This is a genomic window from Paraburkholderia phenazinium (genome assembly GCF_900141745.1).
Taxonomy (GTDB): domain Bacteria; phylum Pseudomonadota; class Gammaproteobacteria; order Burkholderiales; family Burkholderiaceae; genus Paraburkholderia; species Paraburkholderia phenazinium_B.
The window spans coordinates 783,322-801,755 of the sequence record NZ_FSRM01000001.1 but is presented as its reverse complement, the minus strand read 5'-3'; the positions used below and the strand labels follow the sequence as shown (position 1 = coordinate 801,755).

The window sequence follows — 18,434 nt, the reverse complement described above, 5'->3', positions numbered from 1 at the left end:
ATCAAAGGGTCTTCTACCGCTCAAGCCCCCTTCCCAAAATTTTTGCCGAAGCGCCCGCCCAGCTTGCGACAGCGTCCGCCTTACTCCCCTTTGTTCTTGCCGAGATCGACGCCGAGCTGCTTCAGCTTGCGATACAGGTGCGTGCGTTCGAGCCCCGTCTTTTCGGCCACGCGCGTCATGCTGCCGTTCTCGCGCGCGAGGTGATATTCGAAGTACGCACGCTCGAACGCGTCACGCGCGTCGCGCAGCGGAATGTCGAACGAGATCGACGCGGTTTGCGCGGCCAGCGTGCCGCTGCCGATGCCGTCGCTGGCGAGCGTCGGCAGCGAAGCAGCCGAGGCCACCGCGGACGGACTCGTCGGCTGGGCAGGCTTCGCCGCGGCACCAGGTGCCGCAGGCGCCGGGTTGCCGCGCGCGAGCCCCTGTTCGACCGCCTTCAGCAGCTTCTGCAAAGCAATCGGCTTCTCGAGAAAGTTGAGCGCGCCGATCTTGGTGGCTTCGACTGCCGTGTCGATGGTGGCATGACCGGACATCATGATCACCGGCATCGTCAGTTGCCCCTGCGCGGCCCATTCTTTGAGCAGCGTGACGCCATCGGTGTCCGGCATCCAGATGTCGAGCAGCACCAGGTCGGGTGCCTGGCGCAGCCGGAACTCACGCGCTTCCTGCGCGTTCTCCGCCGCCTCGACGACGTGCCCTTCGTCGCTCAGGATCTCCGAGAGCAATTCCCGGATGCCCATTTCATCATCTACCACCAGGATGGTTGCCATTTACGCTGCCCTTGTCTGCACTGTTGCTTTTGTCATTCCCTGCGACGCGTTGCCATGCGCCGTTCGCGGCCCTGTCCCAGGTGCCGCAGCATCATCGTCTGCCAATTGAAGAAAGAGGATCGAAATCTGCGCACCCTCGATCACATCGCCTGCTTTCAAACGGTTGCGAATGTCGATACGCGCGCCGTGCTCGTCGACGATCTTCTTGACCATAGCGAGGCCGAGCCCTGTTCCTTTGGCCTTGGTCGTCACGTAAGGTTCGAATGCACGCGTCAGAATGCGTGCGGGGAAGCCCGGTCCGTTGTCCGATACGGTCAGACGCACCGCGACGCGCACTTTGCCTTCCGCGTCGGGATCGCCATATTCTACTGTCCTCGTCTCGAGCAGCACACGAGGATGCTCGATCTCCGATACCGCATCCTGCGCATTCTGCAGCAGGTTGTGGATCACCTGGCGCAATTGCGTCGCATCGCCGCGGATCACCGGCAACGTGGCCATCTCCACGTGAATCGCGCTCTTGCCTTCTTCGATGCCGTAAAGCGTGAGCACTTCACTCACCAGTTCATTCAACTGCAGGTTCGCGAGCACCGCCGGCGGCGTGCGCGCGTAGTCGCGGAAGCTGTCCACCATCTGCTTCATCGCCGCCACCTGATTGACGATGGTGGTCGCGCCGCGCTTGAGCACGTCGGCGTCGGACGGCGCGAGCTTGTCCGCCAGCTTCATCTGCAGACGCTCGGCCGACAACTGGATCGGCGTGAGCGGATTCTTGATTTCGTGCGCAAGACGCCGCGCCACCTCTCCCCAGGCGATCGAGCGCTGCGCCGAGATCACATCGGAGATGTCGTCGAACACCACCACGTAGCCCGAGGTCTGCATGTCTTCCGCATCGCGGTCAGTGGCCGAGACGAGACGCGCGCCGCGCACCAGCAACGTCAGCGGTTCCGTTTCGCCGGGAACCTGCACCGAGAACTGCTGCTGCCAGTGACCGCGGTCGTCGTGACCATCTCCGCTGGCGGCTTCGCGATCGGCAAAAGCCTTACGCACCATCGCGCCGAAATCGCTCAGCACGGTAATGCGGTCGAGCGCAGCACCGAGCGCCGACTGGAACTGCTGACGGAAGATCCGCTCGGCACCACGATTCGCGGTGGTAAGCCGGAACTGCCGGTCGAATACGAACACGCCCGCGGTCAGGTTGGCGAGAATACTCTCGAGATACGCCTTCGAATGCTCGAGTGCGATCCGGTTGTTTTCCACCGCCGCGCGCGCCTCGGAAAGCTGTCGCGTCATCGCATTGAACGACTGCGTCAGGAAGCCGAGTTCGTCACGCGACTTGATTTCGCGTTTCGGCGTGTAGTCGCCCTCGGTCACTTCCTTCGTCCCCTGCGCAAGCAGGAACAGCGGTCGCGCGAGCTGATTGCCGAGCGCGAGCGCAAGCATCATGGCGATGAACGTCGCGAGGAACAGCGCGAGCGTCAGCGTGCCGATGTACATCTTGCGCAGACCCGTGCGGCCCAGCGCCTTCTCCTGGTACTCGCGATACGCACGCTGGACCGCATCCGCATTGCGCGCGAGCGACGGCGACACCGGCTGCGTCAGTTGCAAAAAGCGCTCAGTGGGCTGCAGAAGCGACGCGTTCGAATCAGGAATGCGCTGCACGATCCGCAGTCGCAGCGCACCCTTGCCACCATTCGCGTTTGGATCGCCATCTACTTCGCCTTCGATCGCGGCAAAACCGCGGCCACGAGCCTGATCGATCATCAGCGGCGTCGGCAAGTCGTTGGGGACGAGCGTCACGGAGTTGCCCGATGCCTCCGCCACCACGTTCATGCCGCTCATGCCGCGCCCCGGCTCGAGGATCATCGCGTCCTGCACGCCGAACTGGTCGCGCAAACGCAGCAGCGTCAACGTCGTTCCCGCAGCATCTGCACTGGCAAGCTGTTCGGCCATCAGGCGACCCTTGGTCTGCAGATCCGAGAGCGACGCGTCTAGCATGCCGCGCCCGAGATTCAGCCCCGAAGTCAGCGCCGTCTCGACGTTCACATCGAACCACGACTCGATACTGCGTGAGACGAACTGATACGACACGATGTAAATGATGCCGCCCGGCACCACGCCGACCAGCGCCATGAAGAACGCCAGCTTCGCCAATAGCCGCGTGCCGAATTTACCCTTGCGCAGCCGGTAGATGATGATCAGGACGAGCGCCGTCACGACCATCAGGAAGATCAGCGCTACTGCAACGTTGGCCGCGTACAGCCATTGATAGTAACGGTCGAAAAACTCGGTGTTCGCACTCGCCGCAGCGAGCAACACCAGCAGCAGGACGGCCGTGACCGCCACCGTCGACACCAGCACGCGCACGACGATGCTGCTGACGCTGGCGGTACCGCGTACTTTATTTAGCACGTTCGGTCACCGTGAAAGTAAAACGCTTCCAGTCGGAAGAGAGATTCCAGTCGCGGTTGTTCACAGCGTCGATCTGGAATGGCTTGGGCATCAGTGCGATGTCGAGCTGCATGCGCACGGACGCGGTATAGGTTTCGCCGTTCTGCACCTGATTGCGATCGATCACATGCCACGAGGTGACATGCTGGATCACCGCCAGCGCGTCTTTCAGCGTGCTGAAGCCGAGCTGCAGGCCGCCGGTCGACACGCGGTACTCGCGCGTAAGCGGCTGAAACGACAGCCGGATGCTCTGCGACACGCTCACCGGTTGCTCGTCGAACCAGTACCAGCGCGGCCGGCTCAGTTCGAAATCGGTCGTGAAGTAGAGCGGGATGCCTTTGTTGACGGCATCTTCGAGGTTGCTGTTGAGTTCGAAGTCAAACCGCGCATCGAGGCTCCAGCCGCCGCCATCCGACTGCAGCGACGCGCGCTGTACCGCGATCGAATCGGCGTACGCCGCGTCCGGCGCGCTCAGCCAAAAGGCCAGCACAATCCAGAGCACGGCCACGAGCCGAAGCGGAAAAAGGCGTTTGATGGTCACCGTTTCTGAAAGCGCGCGTAGAAAAATCCGTCGTGATCTGGGTTCGAGCCGGCGTCCGGTTCAGCACGGGAACCGTCCGGGGCGCTGGCAGGCGCGCGGGCCGCTTTGGGCAGCAGTTGCCCCGGCGCGTCCAATCGTACCGCATCCTGGTACTTGTCTCCAAACCACTGCGCCTGCAATTCACCCTCATCGGGAAAGATCGAGCACGTAACGTAAAGCAACTCGCCGCCTGGCTTCACCAGCGGCCAGAGCGCGGCCAGAATGCGCCGCTGTTCGGCGACGAGCGCCGGGATATCGGAGGCGCGGCGCAACCAGCGGATGTCCGGATGGCGTCGGACGATGCCCGAGGCCGAACACGGCACGTCGGCCAGAATGCGGTCGAAGGGGCGGTCGAGCGGGTCGTGCCACTTCGCCGGAGCGCCGGCGTCGCCGATGCGCACCTCGGCGTTCAGCCCGAGCCGTTGCAGATTCTCGCCGATACGCCGTGCGCGGCTCGCGTCGCTTTCAAGCGCGATCAGTTCGAGATTGGCCAGTTCGAGCAGATGACCCGTCTTTCCGCCGGGCGCCGCGCAGGCGTCCAGCACGCGCATGCCGTCGCGCGCGCCGAGCCACTCGGCGGCGAGTTGCGCGCCGGCGTCCTGGACTGAGACCACGCCATCGTCAAAGCCGGGGATGCGGTCGACCGGCATTGGCGTCGCGAGGCGCACCGCGTGGTCGCCCACGCGGGTGGCGTCGATATGGTGGTTTTGCAAGACCTGCAGATAGGCGTCGACCGTCGAGTGGCGCGCGTTGACTCGCAGCGTCAGCGGTCCCTGTGTGTTGCCAGTTGCGAGCACGTCCTGCCAGTTGTCGGGCCACGCTTTGCGTACCGCGTCGATCCACCAGGCCGGGTAGTTCCAGCGCGCGACTTCGTCGTCCTGGGCTGCTGCGAGGAGCGATTCCCGCTCGCGCAGGAAGCTGCGGAGCACGGCGTTGACGAGACCCTTCGCGAAAGAGAACTCGCGGCGCGCGGCAATTGCGTTGACGGCCTGATCGACGACGGTGAACGGTGCATAAGCTGCGGTTTCTTCAGCGTCTGCGAGCAGGGCGAGCGCGCAGGCAAGCAGGTTGGCGACGTGCGGCGGCGGCGCCTTGCGGACCAGCCTCGCGATCAGCCAGTCAGCCGTTGCCAGGCGGCGCATGGTCCGGTAAGAGATGTCCTGCACCGCGCCGCGTGCTGCGGCGGCGCTGCCTTCAGGAGCCGACACGAAGACCGACTGCAGCGCGGCGGGAAGCGCCGAGCCGAGTCGCACCGCGCCCACGGCCTGGGCCGCGCAGTCGAGCGCAAAACCCAGCGATTCTGGCGCGAGATGCAGGGCCGACAGGCGCGATTCGCGAGGACGCGGCGAAGGCGAAACAGGACGCGTGGAAGGCTTTGAAGTCATGAACCAGGGCAAAGGCAGGCCGCACGGTGCGCGCGGCGCAAACAGCGGACATTGTAGCTTGGCGCGGTCGGTGGGCTGGTTGGGGGCGCACGGCGGGGGGCGCGCGATGGGACTGGCTTGATGCGTGGGGTCTTGATCTGCTAATGAAAAAGGCGAGCCCGTTGGAACTCGCCCTTCTCGGTTGTTGCCCGGCTTGTTGCCTGGCAGACGTCAACGGGTGCCGGTTGGCGCTCGTGCACGCCTGGTGCAACGCGGCTTATTCGAAGCGCCCCGTGCGCGCCATTTCCATCAGCCTTGCGATCCGCTCGTCAGTGGATGGGTGGGTAGAAAACAGGCTGGCCATGCCGCCGCCCGCGAGCGGATTCATGATCATCATCTGTGCGGTCGACGGGTGTGCTTCGGCCGTCGGGAACGGAATGCCGCTCGCGTAACGATGGATCTTGTCGAGCGCCGATGCCAATGCCTGCGGGTCGCCGGAAATCTGCGCGCCGCCGCGATCCGCTTCGAACTCGCGAGCACGGGAAATAGCCATCTGGATCAACGCGCCGGCGATCGGCGCGAGCAGCGCCACCGCGATGCTCGCGATCGGGTTCGCCGGACGACCGTTTTCGTCGCGGCCGCCGAAGAACATCGCGAAGTTCGCCAGCGCGGAGATCGCACCCGCCATCGTCGCCGAGACGGTTGAGATCAGGATGTCGCGGTGTTTGACGTGCGCGAGTTCGTGCGCCATGACGCCGCGCATCTCGCGCTCGGACAGCACGCGCAGGATGCCGGTGGTCGCCGCGACCGCCGCATGCTCCGGATTGCGGCCAGTGGCAAACGCGTTCGGCGCGTCTTCGTTGATCAGGTAGACGCGCGGCATGGGCAGACTGGCGCGCGTAGCGAGTTCGCGCACCATCCGGTAGAACTGCGGCGCGCCGGTTTCGTCGACCTCCTGCGCGTTGTACATGCGCAGGACCATCTTGTCCGAAAACCAGTACGAGAAGAAGTTCATGCCGAGCGCGATCACGAACGCGATCATCACGCCGCGCGAGCCGCCGATCATTCCGCCGATCACGATAAAGAGGGCCGTGATCGCGGCCATCAACATCGCGGTTTTGACCCAGTTAAACATGTTCACCACTCCTTGCGCCGAATGCGGGTTCATATCCACTGCCGCCTGATGGCAGCGATTTCATTGTAAGCTTATTGTTAGATATGGACGGGCAAGGAAAATTCAATCACCGGGAAGCCGTAGCGAGCTTGAGCCCTAGTCCAACAAACGCACTGCCGACACCCCGATCCAGCCAACGCTTCATGGCCGGCTTGCCGGAAAAACGCTGCGTGACGCTGCCCGCAATGTAGGCGACAAAGCTGTTCCACACCATGCTCATCAGCACGAACACCGCGCCGAGCGTGAGGAACGCCAAGGCTTTGTGATCGCTGCCCGTGGTCACGAACTGCGGGAAAAACGATACGAAGAACAGCACCACTTTCGGGTTCAGGACGTTGGTCCAGAAGCCCTGCAGAAACAGTTGCCGCAACGACTTCGGCGCGCCGGCCGCACGCGCCGCTCCAGCCGCACCCGTCGTGTCAACGGTAGCGGGCTTGGTGAAAATCAGCCGCACGCCGAGATACATCAGGTACAGCGCGCCGACGAACTTGATCACCGTGAACGCAGTTGCCGACGCGGCCAGCAGCGCGGTCAACCCGAACGCGCAGGCAAGCGAGTGCACGCAGCAGCCCGCGGAAATACCCAGCGCCGACGTCAGGCCCGCGCCGCGCCCTTGGGCAACACTGCGCCCGACGATATACGCCGTATCCGGCCCGGGCGTGACGTTGAGCAGGAAAACGGCAACGACGAAAAATCCAAAATGGCTGATGCCGAACATCGAATCCTCAAGGTAAAAACGCAAGTAGCCTGTCGCGTCCTAGCTGTCCGCGGCTCGCCGATGCCTGGCGCGGGACCGCAGGTTTGGTGAGAGCTCGGAACGGGCACGTAATACCGATGATTCTAACGCGCCCGGACGTGCCGCGTGAGTCGGCCGAATGGCCTATGGAAAGCGCGCCGGAACGCCTGTTACTCTTGTTCCGGCAACGCGAAACGCTGCCCGCGGGCAAGCGTGGAGCCGGCGAGAAATTCACGCACCGGCAGGCGCTTGCCGCCGGGCTTCTGCAGTTGCGTGAGGCACAACGCGCCCTCTCCGCAAGCTACGAGCACGCCTTCCGGCGAGACGTCGAGGATCGTGCCCGGTTCCGCATTGCTTTGGGCTTGAGCAGGCGCGGCGGCCCAGATCTTCAGCGAAGTGTCGTCGAGCGTCGCCACGCCACCCGGGAACGGATCGAACGCGCGCACCTGACGAGCCAGCACGGCAGCAGGACGCCGCCAGTCGAGCGCCGCTTCGTGCTTGGCGATTTTTTCGGCGTAGGTGAAGCCTTCCTCTGGCTGCGGTGTGGCTACGAGCTTGCCGCTGCGCTCGAGTTCGGCCAGCGCCTCGACGACTAGCCGTGCACCTGCTTCCGCCAGACGGTCGTGCAGTGTGGCGGTGGTGTCGTCCTCGTGAATGGGTGTTCGGGTCTCCGAGATCATCGCGCCGGTATCGAGGCCCACATCCATCTGCATCAACGTGATGCCGGTTTCGGTGTCGCCCGCTTCGATGGCGCGGTGGATCGGCGCCGCGCCGCGCCAGCGCGGCAGCAACGAAGCGTGAATGTTGATGCAACCGTGCGGCGCGATGTCCAGCACTTCCTGCGGCAATATCAGCCCGTAGGCCGCGACCACCATCACGTCATGCGGCGTGGCGCGCAGCAGGTCGATGGCGGCAGTCGCCTCGGCGGGGTATTTGCCTTTCCTGCGCAGCGAAGGCGGTTGCGCGACGCTCAGACCGTGCTCCTCGGCGTAACGCTTGACCGGGCTGGCCTGCAGTTTCATACCGCGGCCGGCCGGGCGATCGGGCTGCGTCAACACGAGCGGCACCGGAAAACCGGCTTCGTGGATGGCGGCCAGTGCCGCCGCAGCGAACTCCGGCGTACCGGCAAAGATGACGCGCAACGAATGGCTCATGTACAGGGGCGGTAATCGGAATGAACGCGCATTACATCGCGTGTGCGAGCTTCTTCATCTTGCTCTTGATGCGAGTCTGCTTGAGCGACGACAGGTACTCGACGAACACGCGCCCCATCAGGTGATCCATCTCGTGCTGGATACACACCGCGAGCAGTCCTTCGCAGTCCAGCTCGTAGGTCTCGCCCTTCTCATTGAGCGCACGCACGCGCACTTTCTCGGCACGTTCGACGTTGTCGTAGATGCCGGGCACCGACAGGCAACCTTCTTCGTTGATCTTCTTCTCGTCGCTCGACCAGATGATCTCGGGATTGATGAACACATGCAGTTCGTCGTGCGTGTCGGATACGTCGATCACGACAACGCGCTCGTGCACGTCCACCTGAGTGGCCGCGAGCCCAACGCCGGGTGCCGCGTACATTGTCTCGGCCATATCTGCGACCAGTCTGCGGATGCGTTCATTGACCGCTTCGACTGGTTTGGCGATCTTGTGCAGGCGCTTGTCCGGGTAATTGATGATGTTCAGTAAAGCCATGATCTTGAAGTTAGTTTTAGGCGCCGCCGACGGGCGGAAAGGCCAAACACTCGCGTCACTGGCCATTCGGCTAGCTTGTGGGAGCGTCGCGTTACGCAGAGGATAGGTGGTGTCGAACCGGTTCGATTCAACGCGCCAATCTTTGCGCAAACGACGAGCCCGCGCGGGTGGGCGCGGCGCTGCAGTGATTTCGGATGATGAAAATTTTAGCATGGCGCCCGCCTGCCCGCTGGCCGTGCTCAAGGATGGATAAGCAATGCAGACTCTCCCTACAACCGATAACGAACTTGCCGCGTGGCTGCGCCTCTCGATGGCGCCCGGTCTGAGACCCGGTGCGCTGCGCGCGATGTTGAACGCTTTCGGCCTGCCGGCCGCGATACTCGAACAGCCGTTTGCGCTACTCGCGGCCGCCACCGACGAGGCGTCCGCCCGTGCAGCACTCGCGCCGCCGGGCGCTGATTTCACGTGCTATCTGGACGCGGTGCTTGCCTGGCGCGAGCTGCCCGGCAATGCCATCGTGACGCTCGACGACCCGGCCTATCCGCCTGCCCTGTTGACGATGCCTGATCCGCCCGCGCTGCTATATATAAAAGGCAGGCTTGATCTGTTGCACGCTAAGGGCGTCGCGGTCGTCGGCAGCCGCAGTGCCACGCCACAAGGTGTCGAGGACGCCGAGCGGTTCGCCCGCGCGCTCTCGGAGGCCGGGCTGGTGGTTGTGTCGGGGCTTGCACTCGGCATCGACGGGGCGGCACATCGTGGCGCGCTGACCGGTTGCGGCAGCACGATCGCCGTGATCGGCACCGGCGCTGATCTCGTCTATCCGGCCGCGCATCAGTTGCTCGCACGGCAGATTGCGGCCGAGGGAGTCATCGTTTCAGAATGGCCGCTCGGCACGCCTGCACGCGCAGCCAACTTTCCCCAGCGCAACCGGCTAATCGCAGGGCTGGTTGGTGGCGTGCTGATCGTCGAGGCTGCGATGCGCTCTGGGTCGCTCATCACCGCACGTCTCGCCAATGAAATGGGGCGCGACGTATTCGCGCTGCCCGGCTCGATCCACGCCCCACTGTCGCGCGGATGCCACAGAATGCTGAAACAGGGCGCGAAACTGGTCGAGACGCCGGGGGAGATACTCGAAGAGCTTGGATTCGTCGCACCGCCGCCTAAAGGCGATGTCGCCGCCTTGTTCGAAAGTGGAAAGCTGTCACGGCAGACACCCACGCCCAAACCCGCCGCGGCCGTGACCGACGCCTCAGAGCTCGCTCCAGAGGCGCAAAAGCTCCTCGCGGCCCTCGGTTATGCGCCCGCGACGCTTGAAATACTTGCCGCCCGCACCGACATGCAGGAAGCAACATTACAAAGCACCCTGCTGCAGCTCGAGTTGGCCGGCCATCTGACGGTTTTACCGGGCGGCCAGTTTGCCCGGGCGAGCCACGGCTGAGCGCAGGGTTAATCGCGGCAGAGTACGCGCCATGCTACATTCGCGCCAAAGCACCTGATACCAGTACGCAAGGAACCGACATGCCCGCGCTGAACCTCGACACCGACCAGGACCGGATCGCCGAGCGCGTCAACGACCACGAAACACTGTTCGTGGCGTGCCTGTGCGCGGAGTGGTGCGGAACCTGCCGGGAATACCGTGACGCGTTCGATCGGTTGGCGGACAAGCATCCGGAAATCTGTTTCGCATGGATTGACATCGAAACCCACGCCGACCGCTTCGACGACCTGGACGTAGAAAATTTTCCTACGATTCTGATAGAGGACGGCATCACTACGCGGTTTTTCGGCACCGTGCTGCCACAGGCGGCCATCGTCGACCGGATGCTGGCCGATCTGACCGCGTTGCCTGGCGTAACCGGCGCGCCGAAGCTGAGGCCAGCCCTGGCGGTGGCCTGAACGGCGCATTTTGACCCGCAGTCTTACGGCACGGGCGTTGCGAACAGTCTGCAGTGCGGCTGCCGCCGCTTGCCCAATAGATAGACACGCAATTATGATGGGCCGCTTTTTAAGGCACTTGACACGCCCCTTTCACGGCGTGTGCTATAAAGCGGTCGTTAATGGGTCGCAAACCTAGGGGTCGTAAGCCCAAGGCCTAAACCCGGATCTACCAACTCATATCCAGTCATGTCCAAAGCACTGATCATCGCCGAAAAGCCTTCCGTCGCGAATGACATCGCGCGGGCTTTGGGCGGTTTTACCAAGCATGACGAATACTACGAAAGTGACGATTACGTCCTTTCCTCGGCAGTCGGCCACTTGCTCGAAATCGCCGCACCCGAAGAATATGAAGTCAAGCGCGGCAAGTGGAGTTTCGCCAATCTACCCGTCATCCCCCCGCATTTCGACCTGAATCCGATTGCAAAAAGCGAATCGCGGCTCAAGGTGTTGACCAAGCTGCTCAAGCGCAAGGACGTCGAGCGTCTGATCAATGCATGTGACGCGGGGCGCGAAGGCGAGCTGATTTTCCGCCTGATCGCGCAGCACGCCAAAGCCAAACAGCCGGTTCAGCGTCTGTGGCTGCAATCGATGACTCCCGCAGCCATCCGCGACGGCTTTGCCCGTCTGCGTAGCGACGAAGAAATGCAACCGCTCGCGGACGCGGCACGGTGCCGCTCGGAGGCCGACTGGCTGGTCGGCATCAACGGCACGCGTGCCATGACGGCGTTCAACAGCAAGGGCGGCGGCTTCTTCCTGACCACGGTCGGTCGGGTGCAGACGCCGACGCTGTCGATCGTGGTCGAACGTGAAGAAAAGATTCGCCGCTTCGTGCCGCGCGACTATTGGGAAGTGAAAGCGGACTTCGTCTGCGCAGCGGGCTTCTACGAAGGCCGCTGGTTCGACCCGAAATTCAAGCGCGACGAGTTCGACCCGGAAAAGCGCGACTCGCGCCTCTGGGCGCTGCCCGCCGCCGAGACGATCGTCGCCGCCTGTCGCGGCCAGACCGGCACGGTCACGGAAGAATCCAAGCCGACGACGCAACTGTCGCCGGCGCTGTTCGACCTGACGAGTTTGCAGCGTGAGGCAAACGGCCGCTTTGGCTTCTCGGCCAAGAACACCTTGGGTCTGGCTCAGGCACTGTACGAACGGCACAAGGTACTCACGTACCCGCGTACCGATGCGCGCGCGCTGCCCGAAGACTACATGGACACGGTCAAGCAGACGCTTGGCATGCTCAAGGAAAGCAACAACTACCTGCCGTTCGCCAAACAGGTACTCGACAAGGGCTGGGTGAAGCCGAACAAGCGCATCTTCGATAACTCGAAGATCAGCGACCACTTCGCAATCATCCCCACCCTGCAGGCGCCCAAGAATCTGTCCGAGCCGGAGCAGAAGCTTTACGACCTCGTCGTCAAGCGCTTCCTGTCGGTGTTCTTCCCGGCCGCCGAATTCAAGGTGACGACGCGGATCACGGAAGTTGTCGGCCATCACTTCAAGACTGAAGGCAAGGTGCTGGTCGAACCGGGCTGGCTGCAGGTCTATGGCCGCGAGATCAGCGGTGAAGACGCCAATCTCGTGCCAGTCCAGAAGGACGAGAAGGTCAAGACCGACAAGATCGCCGCGCAACAACTGGTGACCAAACCACCGGCCCGCTACAACGAAGCCACGTTGCTGTCGGCTATGGAAGGCGCGGGCAAGCTGGTCGAGGACGACGAGTTGCGCGAGGCGATGGCTGCCAAGGGCCTCGGCACGCCGGCTACGCGCGCTGCGATCATCGAAGGTCTGCTTGGCGAGAAGTATCTGATCCGTGAAGGCCGTGACCTGATCCCGACCGCCAAGGCGTTCCAGTTGATGACGCTGCTGCGTGGGCTCGGCGTCAAGGAATTGACCGCGCCCGAACTGACCGGCGAGTGGGAGTACAAACTCTCGCAAATGGAGCGCGGCAACCTGCATCGCGACGCGTTCATGCAGGAAATCGCCCGCATGACGCAGACCATCGTCAAGCGCGCGAAAGAATACGACTCGGATACGATTCCCGGCGACTACGCGACGCTGGAAACGCCATGTCCGAATTGCGGCGGTCAGGTGAAGGAAAACTACCGGCGCTTTGCGTGCTCGAAGTGCGAGTTTTCGATTTCGAAGATTCCCGGCGGGCGGCAATTCGAAATTCCGGAAGTCGAAGAACTGCTGCAGAACAAGACCATCGGACCGCTGTCGGGCTTCCGCAGCAAGATGGGGCGACCGTTCTCGGCAATCCTCAAGCTTTCGCTCGACGACGAGATCAAGAATTACAAGCTTGAGTTCGACTTCGGCCAGGATTCCGGCGGCGAAGACGGTGAGGTCCCTGACTTCTCCGACCAGCAGCCGGTAGGCGCGTGCCCGAAGTGCAAGGCGCATGTGTTCGAGCACGGCATGAGTTACGTCTGCGAGAACTCGGTCGCCAATCCGAAGACTTGCGACTTCCGCTCAGGCAAGGTGATTCTGCAGCAGGAGATCACGCGCGAGCAGATGGGCAAGCTGCTGGAAGAAGGCCGCACCGATCTGCTGACGAACTTCAAGTCGTCGCGTACCGGCCGCAACTTCAAGGCGTTCCTCGTCAAGCAGAGCGACGGCAAGATCGGCTTCGAGTTCGAGAAGAAAGAGCCGTCAGCGAAGACTGCTGCCAAGACTGCAGCAACTGCTGCGGCTAAAGCAGCAGCCGGTACCGCGACGGAAACGGACGACGACGTAGTGGTGGCGGAGAAGGCTGCGCCGGCCAGGAAGGCGGCAGCGAAGAAAGCGCCGGCTACGAAAACGGCCGCGGCCAAGAAAGCGCCTGCAAAGAAGGCTCCGGCGCGCAAGACTGGCTCGTAAGCGCGTCCTGAGCACGGAGCAAGTACAAGCACGGCCGCACCGCTCAAAACTGCGATGAAGTCCGTGACGTAAGTCACCGCGCAGAAACTAAAAAGGCACAGTCTCCGCGAGGAGGCCGTGCCTTTTTCTTACCTACCGAGCCGACTCAAAGCGCATCTCAAAGCGGCGACAGCACCGCCGGCCGAGCCCGCGGTGAAGACGGCGTCTTGGACGGCAGCTTCGGCGAAATCTCGCTATCCAGCAATCGCGACAAGGGCTCCGCACCGTCGAACGCTTCCGGCGGCATCATCTCCGAATCCACGCCGGAAACCGAGACCGGCCATCCTTGACCGTCCTTGATCCACTGCTCACCGAGCAGGCTGTTCGGCGTCTGGCTGAAGTGCTCGACCAGATGGTCGATGAACGTACGCACCTTGGCCGGCAAATGGCGGCGGCTCGGGTACGCAATGTTGATCTCGACCTGCGGCAAGCGGTATTCGCCCAGCAGACGCACGAGCCGGCCACGCGTCATGTCGCGGCCAATCAGGTAGCTTGGCAAAATCGCAATGCCCATGCCGAGCAGCGAGAACTGACGCAGCATTTCCGTGTTGTTGGCGACGATCACGTTTGTCGGACGCACCCGTACTTCGCCATCCGGACCGGTAAAGACCCGCTCATCGCCCCAATACTCGGACGGCAACGACAGGCACGGATGCTCCAGCAGATGCTCAGGACGTGTCGGCGTGCCGTGCTTCTCCAGATACGCGGGCGTCGCGCACACAGTCATGCAACCCGTGGTCAGACGCCGCGTGACGATGCTCGCGCTGCGCATCTGCCGCGCGATCACCACGCCCACGTCGAAACCTTCTTCAACCAGATCGACCTGACGGTCGACCAGCGTGACATCGGGAATCACTTTCGGATAGCGCTCGGCGTAGGTTTGCAACACCGGCGCCAGGTTATGCAGCCCGAACACCACCGGCGCGACAATGCGCAAGCTGCCAACCGGTTCGTGATTGCGCGCCACCACCATCTGCTCCACGTCTTCCAGCTCGTCGAGAATCTGGCGGGCGCGCTCCAGGTACACCTGACCCGACTCGGTCAGCGAAAGGCTGCGGGTTGTACGGTTGAGCAGACGGGTACCGAGACGGCCTTCGAGATCGGCTACGTGGCGAGTGGCCACAGCGTTGGAAATATCCATCGCGCTGGCTGCGCGGGCAAAACTGCCGAGATCCGCCACCCGGACGAAAACTCGCATTGATTGCAAATGATCCATAAGACAACTCCTGCCGTGTTACAGCTCCCTGACCAAACCAATGTGAGCAGTGAAGCGAACTGGGAATTCTCCTACGACTCCTGAATTCGTGCAGAAGTTGCTCAAGAACACGGTTTTTTATTAGGTTTCGTATCACCGTACTCCTTAGCGTAGTCGATGCGCATCGATTGTTCCTCTCGAAGAAACAATATGCTGCGGTGCACCGAGGACTATGTTCGTTGCCGGAACAGCGAAAGCTCCGCGATAAGCGGTCCGAATTGGACTGAAATAGGGGCACGTGTGGCGGAAAATCAAAAAAACCGCCCGAAGGCGGTCTTAGTAAAGGAGTGAGTGCTCACATAATCAGGCGGTAAGTCGTTCCTCAAGCGCCGTTTTGGTGTCGCGCAACGCCCTTGGCAGGTTTTGCTGCAGTGTGTCGAACAATTCCGCGTGCAAGGCGAGCTCTGCACGCCACGCTGCGTCGTCAACCGAGATCACCTGTTCGAACTGCGCCTTGGTGAAATCGAGACCGCGCCAGTCGATGTCCTCGTAGTGCGGTGAGACGCCGAATGCATGTTCTTCGCCCTCGGCCACGCCTTCGATCCGGCCGACCATCCAGCCCAGCACGCGCATGTTCTCGCCGAAGCCCGGCCAGACGAACTTGCCGTCTGCGCCTTTGCGAAACCAGTTCACGCAGAAGATTTTCGGCAATTTCGCGTTCAGTTGCTCGAGCCGCTCGCCGGTCTTCAACCAGTGCGCGAAATAGTCGCTCATGTTGTAGCCGCAAAACGGCAGCATCGCGAAAGGGTCACGCCGCACGACGCCTTGCTGTCCCGCAGCCGCTGCGGTCGTTTCCGAGCCCATCGTGGCCGCCATATAGACGCCTTCGACCCAGTTGCGCGCCTCGGTGACGAGCGGGACCGTGGTTGAGCGCCGTCCACCGAAGATGAATGCATCGATCGGCACGCCGGCCGGGTTTTCCCAATCCGCATCGATCGACGGGCATTGGGATGCCGGCGCCGTGAACCGCGCATTTGCATGCGCCGCCTTGCGGCCGGTCTCCTTCGCAATAGCCGGTGTCCAGTCTTTGCCCTGCCAATCCGTCAGATGCGCGGGCGCCTCGTCGCTCATGCCTTCCCACCAGACGTCACCATCGTCTGTCAGCGCCACGTTGGTGAAGATGACGTTTTCCTTCAGCGTCGCCATCGCATTGAAGTTGGTTTTCTCACTGGTGCCCGGCGCGACGCCGAAATAGCCAGCTTCAGGATTGATTGCGTAGAGGCGACCGTCTTTGCCCGGCTTGATCCATGCAATGTCATCGCCGATGGTCGAGATTTTCCAGCCCTTCATACCGTCCGGCGGAATCAGCATCGCGAAGTTGGTCTTGCCGCAGGCGGACGGAAACGCTGCCGCCACGTGGTGCTTGCGCCCCTCCGGCGAGGTCACGCCGAGAATCAGCATGTGCTCGGCGAGCCAGCCTTCCGCGCGGCCCATCGTCGAGGCAATGCGCAGTGCGAAGCACTTTTTCCCAAGCAGCGCGTTGCCACCGTAGCCTGAGCCGTAGCTCCAGATCTCGCGCTGTTCAGGGAAATGGACGATGTATTTGGTGTCGTTGCACGGCCAGGGCACGTGCTGCGCCCCGGCGGCGAGCGGTGCACCCACCGAATGGACGCACGGTACGAAGTCGCCGTCGGTGCCGAGCACGTCGTACACCTCACGGCCCATGCGCGTCATGATGCGCATGTTGGTGACCACATAAGGGCTGTCGCTCAGTTCGACGCCGATGTGAGCAATCGGGGAGCCGAGCGGACCCATCGAAAACGGCACCACATACATCGTTCGGCCGCGCATCGCGCCGTCGAACAGGCCGTCGAGCGTCGAGCGCATCTCCGCCGGGGCAATCCAGTTGTTGGTGGGGCCAGCATCTTCGCGACGCTGCGAGCAGATGAAAGTCCGGTCCTCGACACGCGCAACGTCCGACGGATCGGACCACGCGAGATAGGAATTCGGACGTTTGGTGGGGTTGAGTTTTCTGAGCGTGCCGGCCGCGACCATCTGCGCGCACAGACGGTCGTATTCTTCCTGCGAGCCGTCGCACCAGACGATCTGGTCTGGCCTGGTCAGCGCCGCGACGCGCTCCACCCAGTCGATCAGTTTGCGGTTTTTGACCCAGCCAGGCGCCTCAATGGCCGGAAGTCCTGCAAAGGCGGGATGATTCATCGAGCTGTCTCCGTTTCGTTTGTAAGCAAAAAGAAAAACGGTACAGGCCCAACGACGCTGCCTGCGAGAGGCGTCAATCCAGTTGCGCCGGCCAACCGGCGCACGATTGTGCAGGTCGTGATAGGCCATACAGCCTGTTGCGCTGCGCCGTCTGCAAGCAGCCCTCTGCAACCGTCTGTAAAGCGGCTTGCATCGACACGCAACAAACTGTTAAAAACGATCTCAATCTTGCCTTTGCGTGGTGATGCCATCTTCGCGGCACTTTCTACGATAAGGCATCCATCCAAACCAGCGTGTGACCTACCTCACATGGTGGGACAGCCAGCTTAACACTCCGTTCCGCACCGCCATGGTGCGTCGCAAAACACCAAGACTATGAAGATTGCCATCCTCGACGATTACCAGGACGCCGTTCGCAAGCTCGACTGCTTTCAATTGCTCGCCGACCATGACGTCAAGGTGTTCAACAACACCGTGCGCGGCCTGGGCCAACTGGCCAGCCGCCTGTCGGAAGTCGATGCCCTGGTGCTGATCCGCGAACGTACCCGCATCAACTCGCAACTGCTCGATAAACTCCCGCATCTGCGCATGATCAGCCAAACCGGCAAGGTGTCGAGCCATGTCGATCTGGCCGCCTGTACCGAACGCGGCATCGCCGTGCTGGAAGGCAGCGGTTCGCCGATCGCGCCGGCCGAACTGACCTGGGCTCTCATCATGGCTGCGCAGCGGCGCATCCCACAATACGTAGCAAACCTTAAGCAAGGAGCCTGGCAACAGTCAGGGCTGAAGACCTCGGCGCTACCGCCGAACTTTGGTCTGGGCCAGGTTCTGCGTGGTCAGGCCCTCGGGATCTGGGGTTACGGCAAGATCGGCCGCCTGATTGCGGGATATGGCAAGGCGTTCGGTATGAACGTTCTGGTGTGGGGACGTGGCAGCACGCTCGAAGCGGCACGTGCCGATGGATACGGTGTCGCCGAAAGCCGCGAGGCGCTGTTCGAACAGAGCGATGTGCTGTCGTTGCATCTGCGTCTGCATGACGACACGCGCGGCATCGTCAAGCAGGAAGACCTGCTGCGGATGAAGCCGACTGCGTTGCTCGTGAATACGAGCCGGGCCGAACTGCTGGAAGAGAACGCGCTGGTCAATGCGCTGGCGCGCAACCGGCCTGGGATGGTGGCGATAGACGTCTACGAAAGCGAGCCGATTCTGCAGGGCTACAGCCTGCTGCGGATGGAAAACGTGATCTGCACGCCGCACATCGGGTATGTCGAGCGTGAGAGCTACGAGTTGTATTTCAGCGCGGCGTTCCAGAATATTCTGGCGTTCGACGCGGGCGATACGTCGAGCGTGGCGAATCCTGAGGCGTTGCAGGGTGGGCGCCGGCGGTAAGGGATGAGGCCGCGGCCTTTGCGTTTGTACTGGTCTTGGCCG

General features: G+C 62.4%; 14 protein-coding genes. 4 read left to right on the top strand and 10 right to left on the bottom strand.

Features of this window, described 5'->3' with window-relative positions:
* Positions 1-80: 80 nt before the first annotated feature.
* The 8 genes from esaR to def form a co-directional block, all read right to left on the bottom strand.
* Positions 81-770 (bottom strand): response regulator transcription factor EsaR, encoded by a 690-nt coding sequence (gene esaR / locus BUS06_RS03755; RefSeq protein ID WP_074263046.1) that lies wholly within the window; start codon positions 768-770, stop codon positions 81-83.
* Entirely contained in the window at positions 771-3,176 is a 2,406-nt protein-coding gene (locus BUS06_RS03750) for a sensor histidine kinase (RefSeq protein ID WP_074263045.1), read from the bottom strand. It abuts the gene before it with no gap.
* Positions 3,166-3,756 (bottom strand): DUF4390 domain-containing protein, encoded by a 591-nt coding sequence (locus BUS06_RS03745; RefSeq protein ID WP_074265898.1) that lies wholly within the window; start codon positions 3,754-3,756, stop codon positions 3,166-3,168. Before BUS06_RS03745 ends, BUS06_RS03750 begins: the two co-directional genes overlap by 11 nt.
* Positions 3,753-5,180: a 16S rRNA (cytosine(967)-C(5))-methyltransferase RsmB gene (gene rsmB / locus BUS06_RS03740; RefSeq protein WP_074263044.1), complete on the bottom strand. Its 1,428-nt coding sequence runs from the start codon at positions 5,178-5,180 to the stop codon at positions 3,753-3,755. Before rsmB ends, BUS06_RS03745 begins: the two co-directional genes overlap by 4 nt.
* Before the next feature lie 256 nt (positions 5,181-5,436).
* Complete coding sequence (gene htpX, locus BUS06_RS03735; RefSeq protein WP_074265897.1) at positions 5,437-6,294, bottom strand: zinc metalloprotease HtpX; 858 nt, start codon at positions 6,292-6,294, stop codon at positions 5,437-5,439.
* A 106-nt stretch (positions 6,295-6,400) separates the two neighbouring features.
* On the bottom strand, positions 6,401-7,051 hold the full coding sequence (locus BUS06_RS03730; protein ID WP_074263043.1) for a LysE family translocator: 651 nt from the start codon (positions 7,049-7,051) through the stop codon (positions 6,401-6,403).
* A gap of 188 nt (positions 7,052-7,239) precedes the next feature.
* On the bottom strand, positions 7,240-8,223 hold the full coding sequence (gene fmt / locus BUS06_RS03725) for a methionyl-tRNA formyltransferase (protein WP_074263042.1): 984 nt from the start codon (positions 8,221-8,223) through the stop codon (positions 7,240-7,242).
* A 31-nt stretch (positions 8,224-8,254) separates the two neighbouring features.
* Positions 8,255-8,758, bottom strand: coding sequence for a peptide deformylase (gene def / locus BUS06_RS03720; protein ID WP_074263041.1), 504 nt, complete (start codon positions 8,756-8,758; stop codon positions 8,255-8,257).
* Between the two features lie 256 nt (positions 8,759-9,014).
* Between def and dprA the strand changes: the two genes are divergently transcribed.
* The 3 genes from dprA (at position 9,015) to BUS06_RS03705 (ending at position 13,549) form a co-directional block, all read left to right on the top strand.
* Entirely contained in the window at positions 9,015-10,196 is a 1,182-nt protein-coding gene (gene dprA / locus BUS06_RS03715) for a DNA-processing protein DprA (protein ID WP_074263040.1), read from the top strand.
* Between the two features lie 80 nt (positions 10,197-10,276).
* Positions 10,277-10,654 carry a thioredoxin family protein gene (locus BUS06_RS03710; RefSeq protein WP_074263039.1) on the top strand — a complete coding sequence of 126 codons (378 nt, stop codon included), beginning with the start codon at positions 10,277-10,279 and terminating at the stop codon, positions 10,652-10,654.
* Positions 10,655-10,882: 228 nt separating this feature from the next.
* The gene (locus tag BUS06_RS03705; RefSeq protein ID WP_074263038.1) at positions 10,883-13,549 is read left to right on the top strand and encodes a DNA topoisomerase III; all 2,667 of its coding nucleotides are present in this window, start codon (positions 10,883-10,885) and stop codon (positions 13,547-13,549) included.
* Positions 13,550-13,706: 157 nt separating this feature from the next.
* Here the strand turns inward: BUS06_RS03705 and BUS06_RS03700 are convergent, their stop codons facing one another.
* Both BUS06_RS03700 and BUS06_RS03695 read right to left on the bottom strand, forming a co-directional pair.
* The gene (locus BUS06_RS03700) at positions 13,707-14,804 is read right to left on the bottom strand and encodes a LysR family transcriptional regulator (RefSeq protein ID WP_074263037.1); all 1,098 of its coding nucleotides are present in this window, start codon (positions 14,802-14,804) and stop codon (positions 13,707-13,709) included.
* A 342-nt stretch (positions 14,805-15,146) separates the two neighbouring features.
* On the bottom strand, positions 15,147-17,003 hold the full coding sequence (locus tag BUS06_RS03695) for a phosphoenolpyruvate carboxykinase (GTP) (protein ID WP_074263036.1): 1,857 nt from the start codon (positions 17,001-17,003) through the stop codon (positions 15,147-15,149).
* A 375-nt stretch (positions 17,004-17,378) separates the two neighbouring features.
* Here BUS06_RS03695 and BUS06_RS03690 point away from each other — a divergent pair, with 375 nt between their 5' ends.
* Positions 17,379-18,392, top strand: a complete 1,014-nt coding sequence (locus BUS06_RS03690; protein WP_074263035.1) for a D-2-hydroxyacid dehydrogenase family protein — start codon at positions 17,379-17,381, stop codon at positions 18,390-18,392.
* The last annotated feature ends 42 nt before the right edge of the window (positions 18,393-18,434 follow it).

What these genes read in the sequence shown, in the direction of transcription:
- esaR (WP_074263046.1), bottom strand. Translation starts at nt 770, where the DNA reads ATGGCAACCATCCTGGTGGTAGATGATGAAATGGGCATCCGGGAATTG.
- rsmB (WP_074263044.1), bottom strand. Translation starts at nt 5,180, where the DNA reads ATGACTTCAAAGCCTTCCACGCGTCCTGTTTCGCCTTCGCCGCGTCCT.
- htpX (WP_074265897.1), bottom strand. Translation starts at nt 6,294, where the DNA reads ATGTTTAACTGGGTCAAAACCGCGATGTTGATGGCCGCGATCACGGCC.
- BUS06_RS03730 (WP_074263043.1), bottom strand. Translation starts at nt 7,051, where the DNA reads ATGTTCGGCATCAGCCATTTTGGATTTTTCGTCGTTGCCGTTTTCCTG.
- fmt (WP_074263042.1), bottom strand. Translation starts at nt 8,223, where the DNA reads ATGAGCCATTCGTTGCGCGTCATCTTTGCCGGTACGCCGGAGTTCGCT.
- def (WP_074263041.1), bottom strand. Translation starts at nt 8,758, where the DNA reads ATGGCTTTACTGAACATCATCAATTACCCGGACAAGCGCCTGCACAAG.
- dprA (WP_074263040.1), top strand. Translation starts at nt 9,015, where the DNA reads ATGCAGACTCTCCCTACAACCGATAACGAACTTGCCGCGTGGCTGCGC.
- BUS06_RS03710 (WP_074263039.1), top strand. Translation starts at nt 10,277, where the DNA reads ATGCCCGCGCTGAACCTCGACACCGACCAGGACCGGATCGCCGAGCGC.
- BUS06_RS03705 (WP_074263038.1), top strand. Translation starts at nt 10,883, where the DNA reads ATGTCCAAAGCACTGATCATCGCCGAAAAGCCTTCCGTCGCGAATGAC.
- BUS06_RS03700 (WP_074263037.1), bottom strand. Translation starts at nt 14,804, where the DNA reads ATGGATCATTTGCAATCAATGCGAGTTTTCGTCCGGGTGGCGGATCTC.
- BUS06_RS03695 (WP_074263036.1), bottom strand. Translation starts at nt 17,003, where the DNA reads ATGAATCATCCCGCCTTTGCAGGACTTCCGGCCATTGAGGCGCCTGGC.
- BUS06_RS03690 (WP_074263035.1), top strand. Translation starts at nt 17,379, where the DNA reads ATGAAGATTGCCATCCTCGACGATTACCAGGACGCCGTTCGCAAGCTC.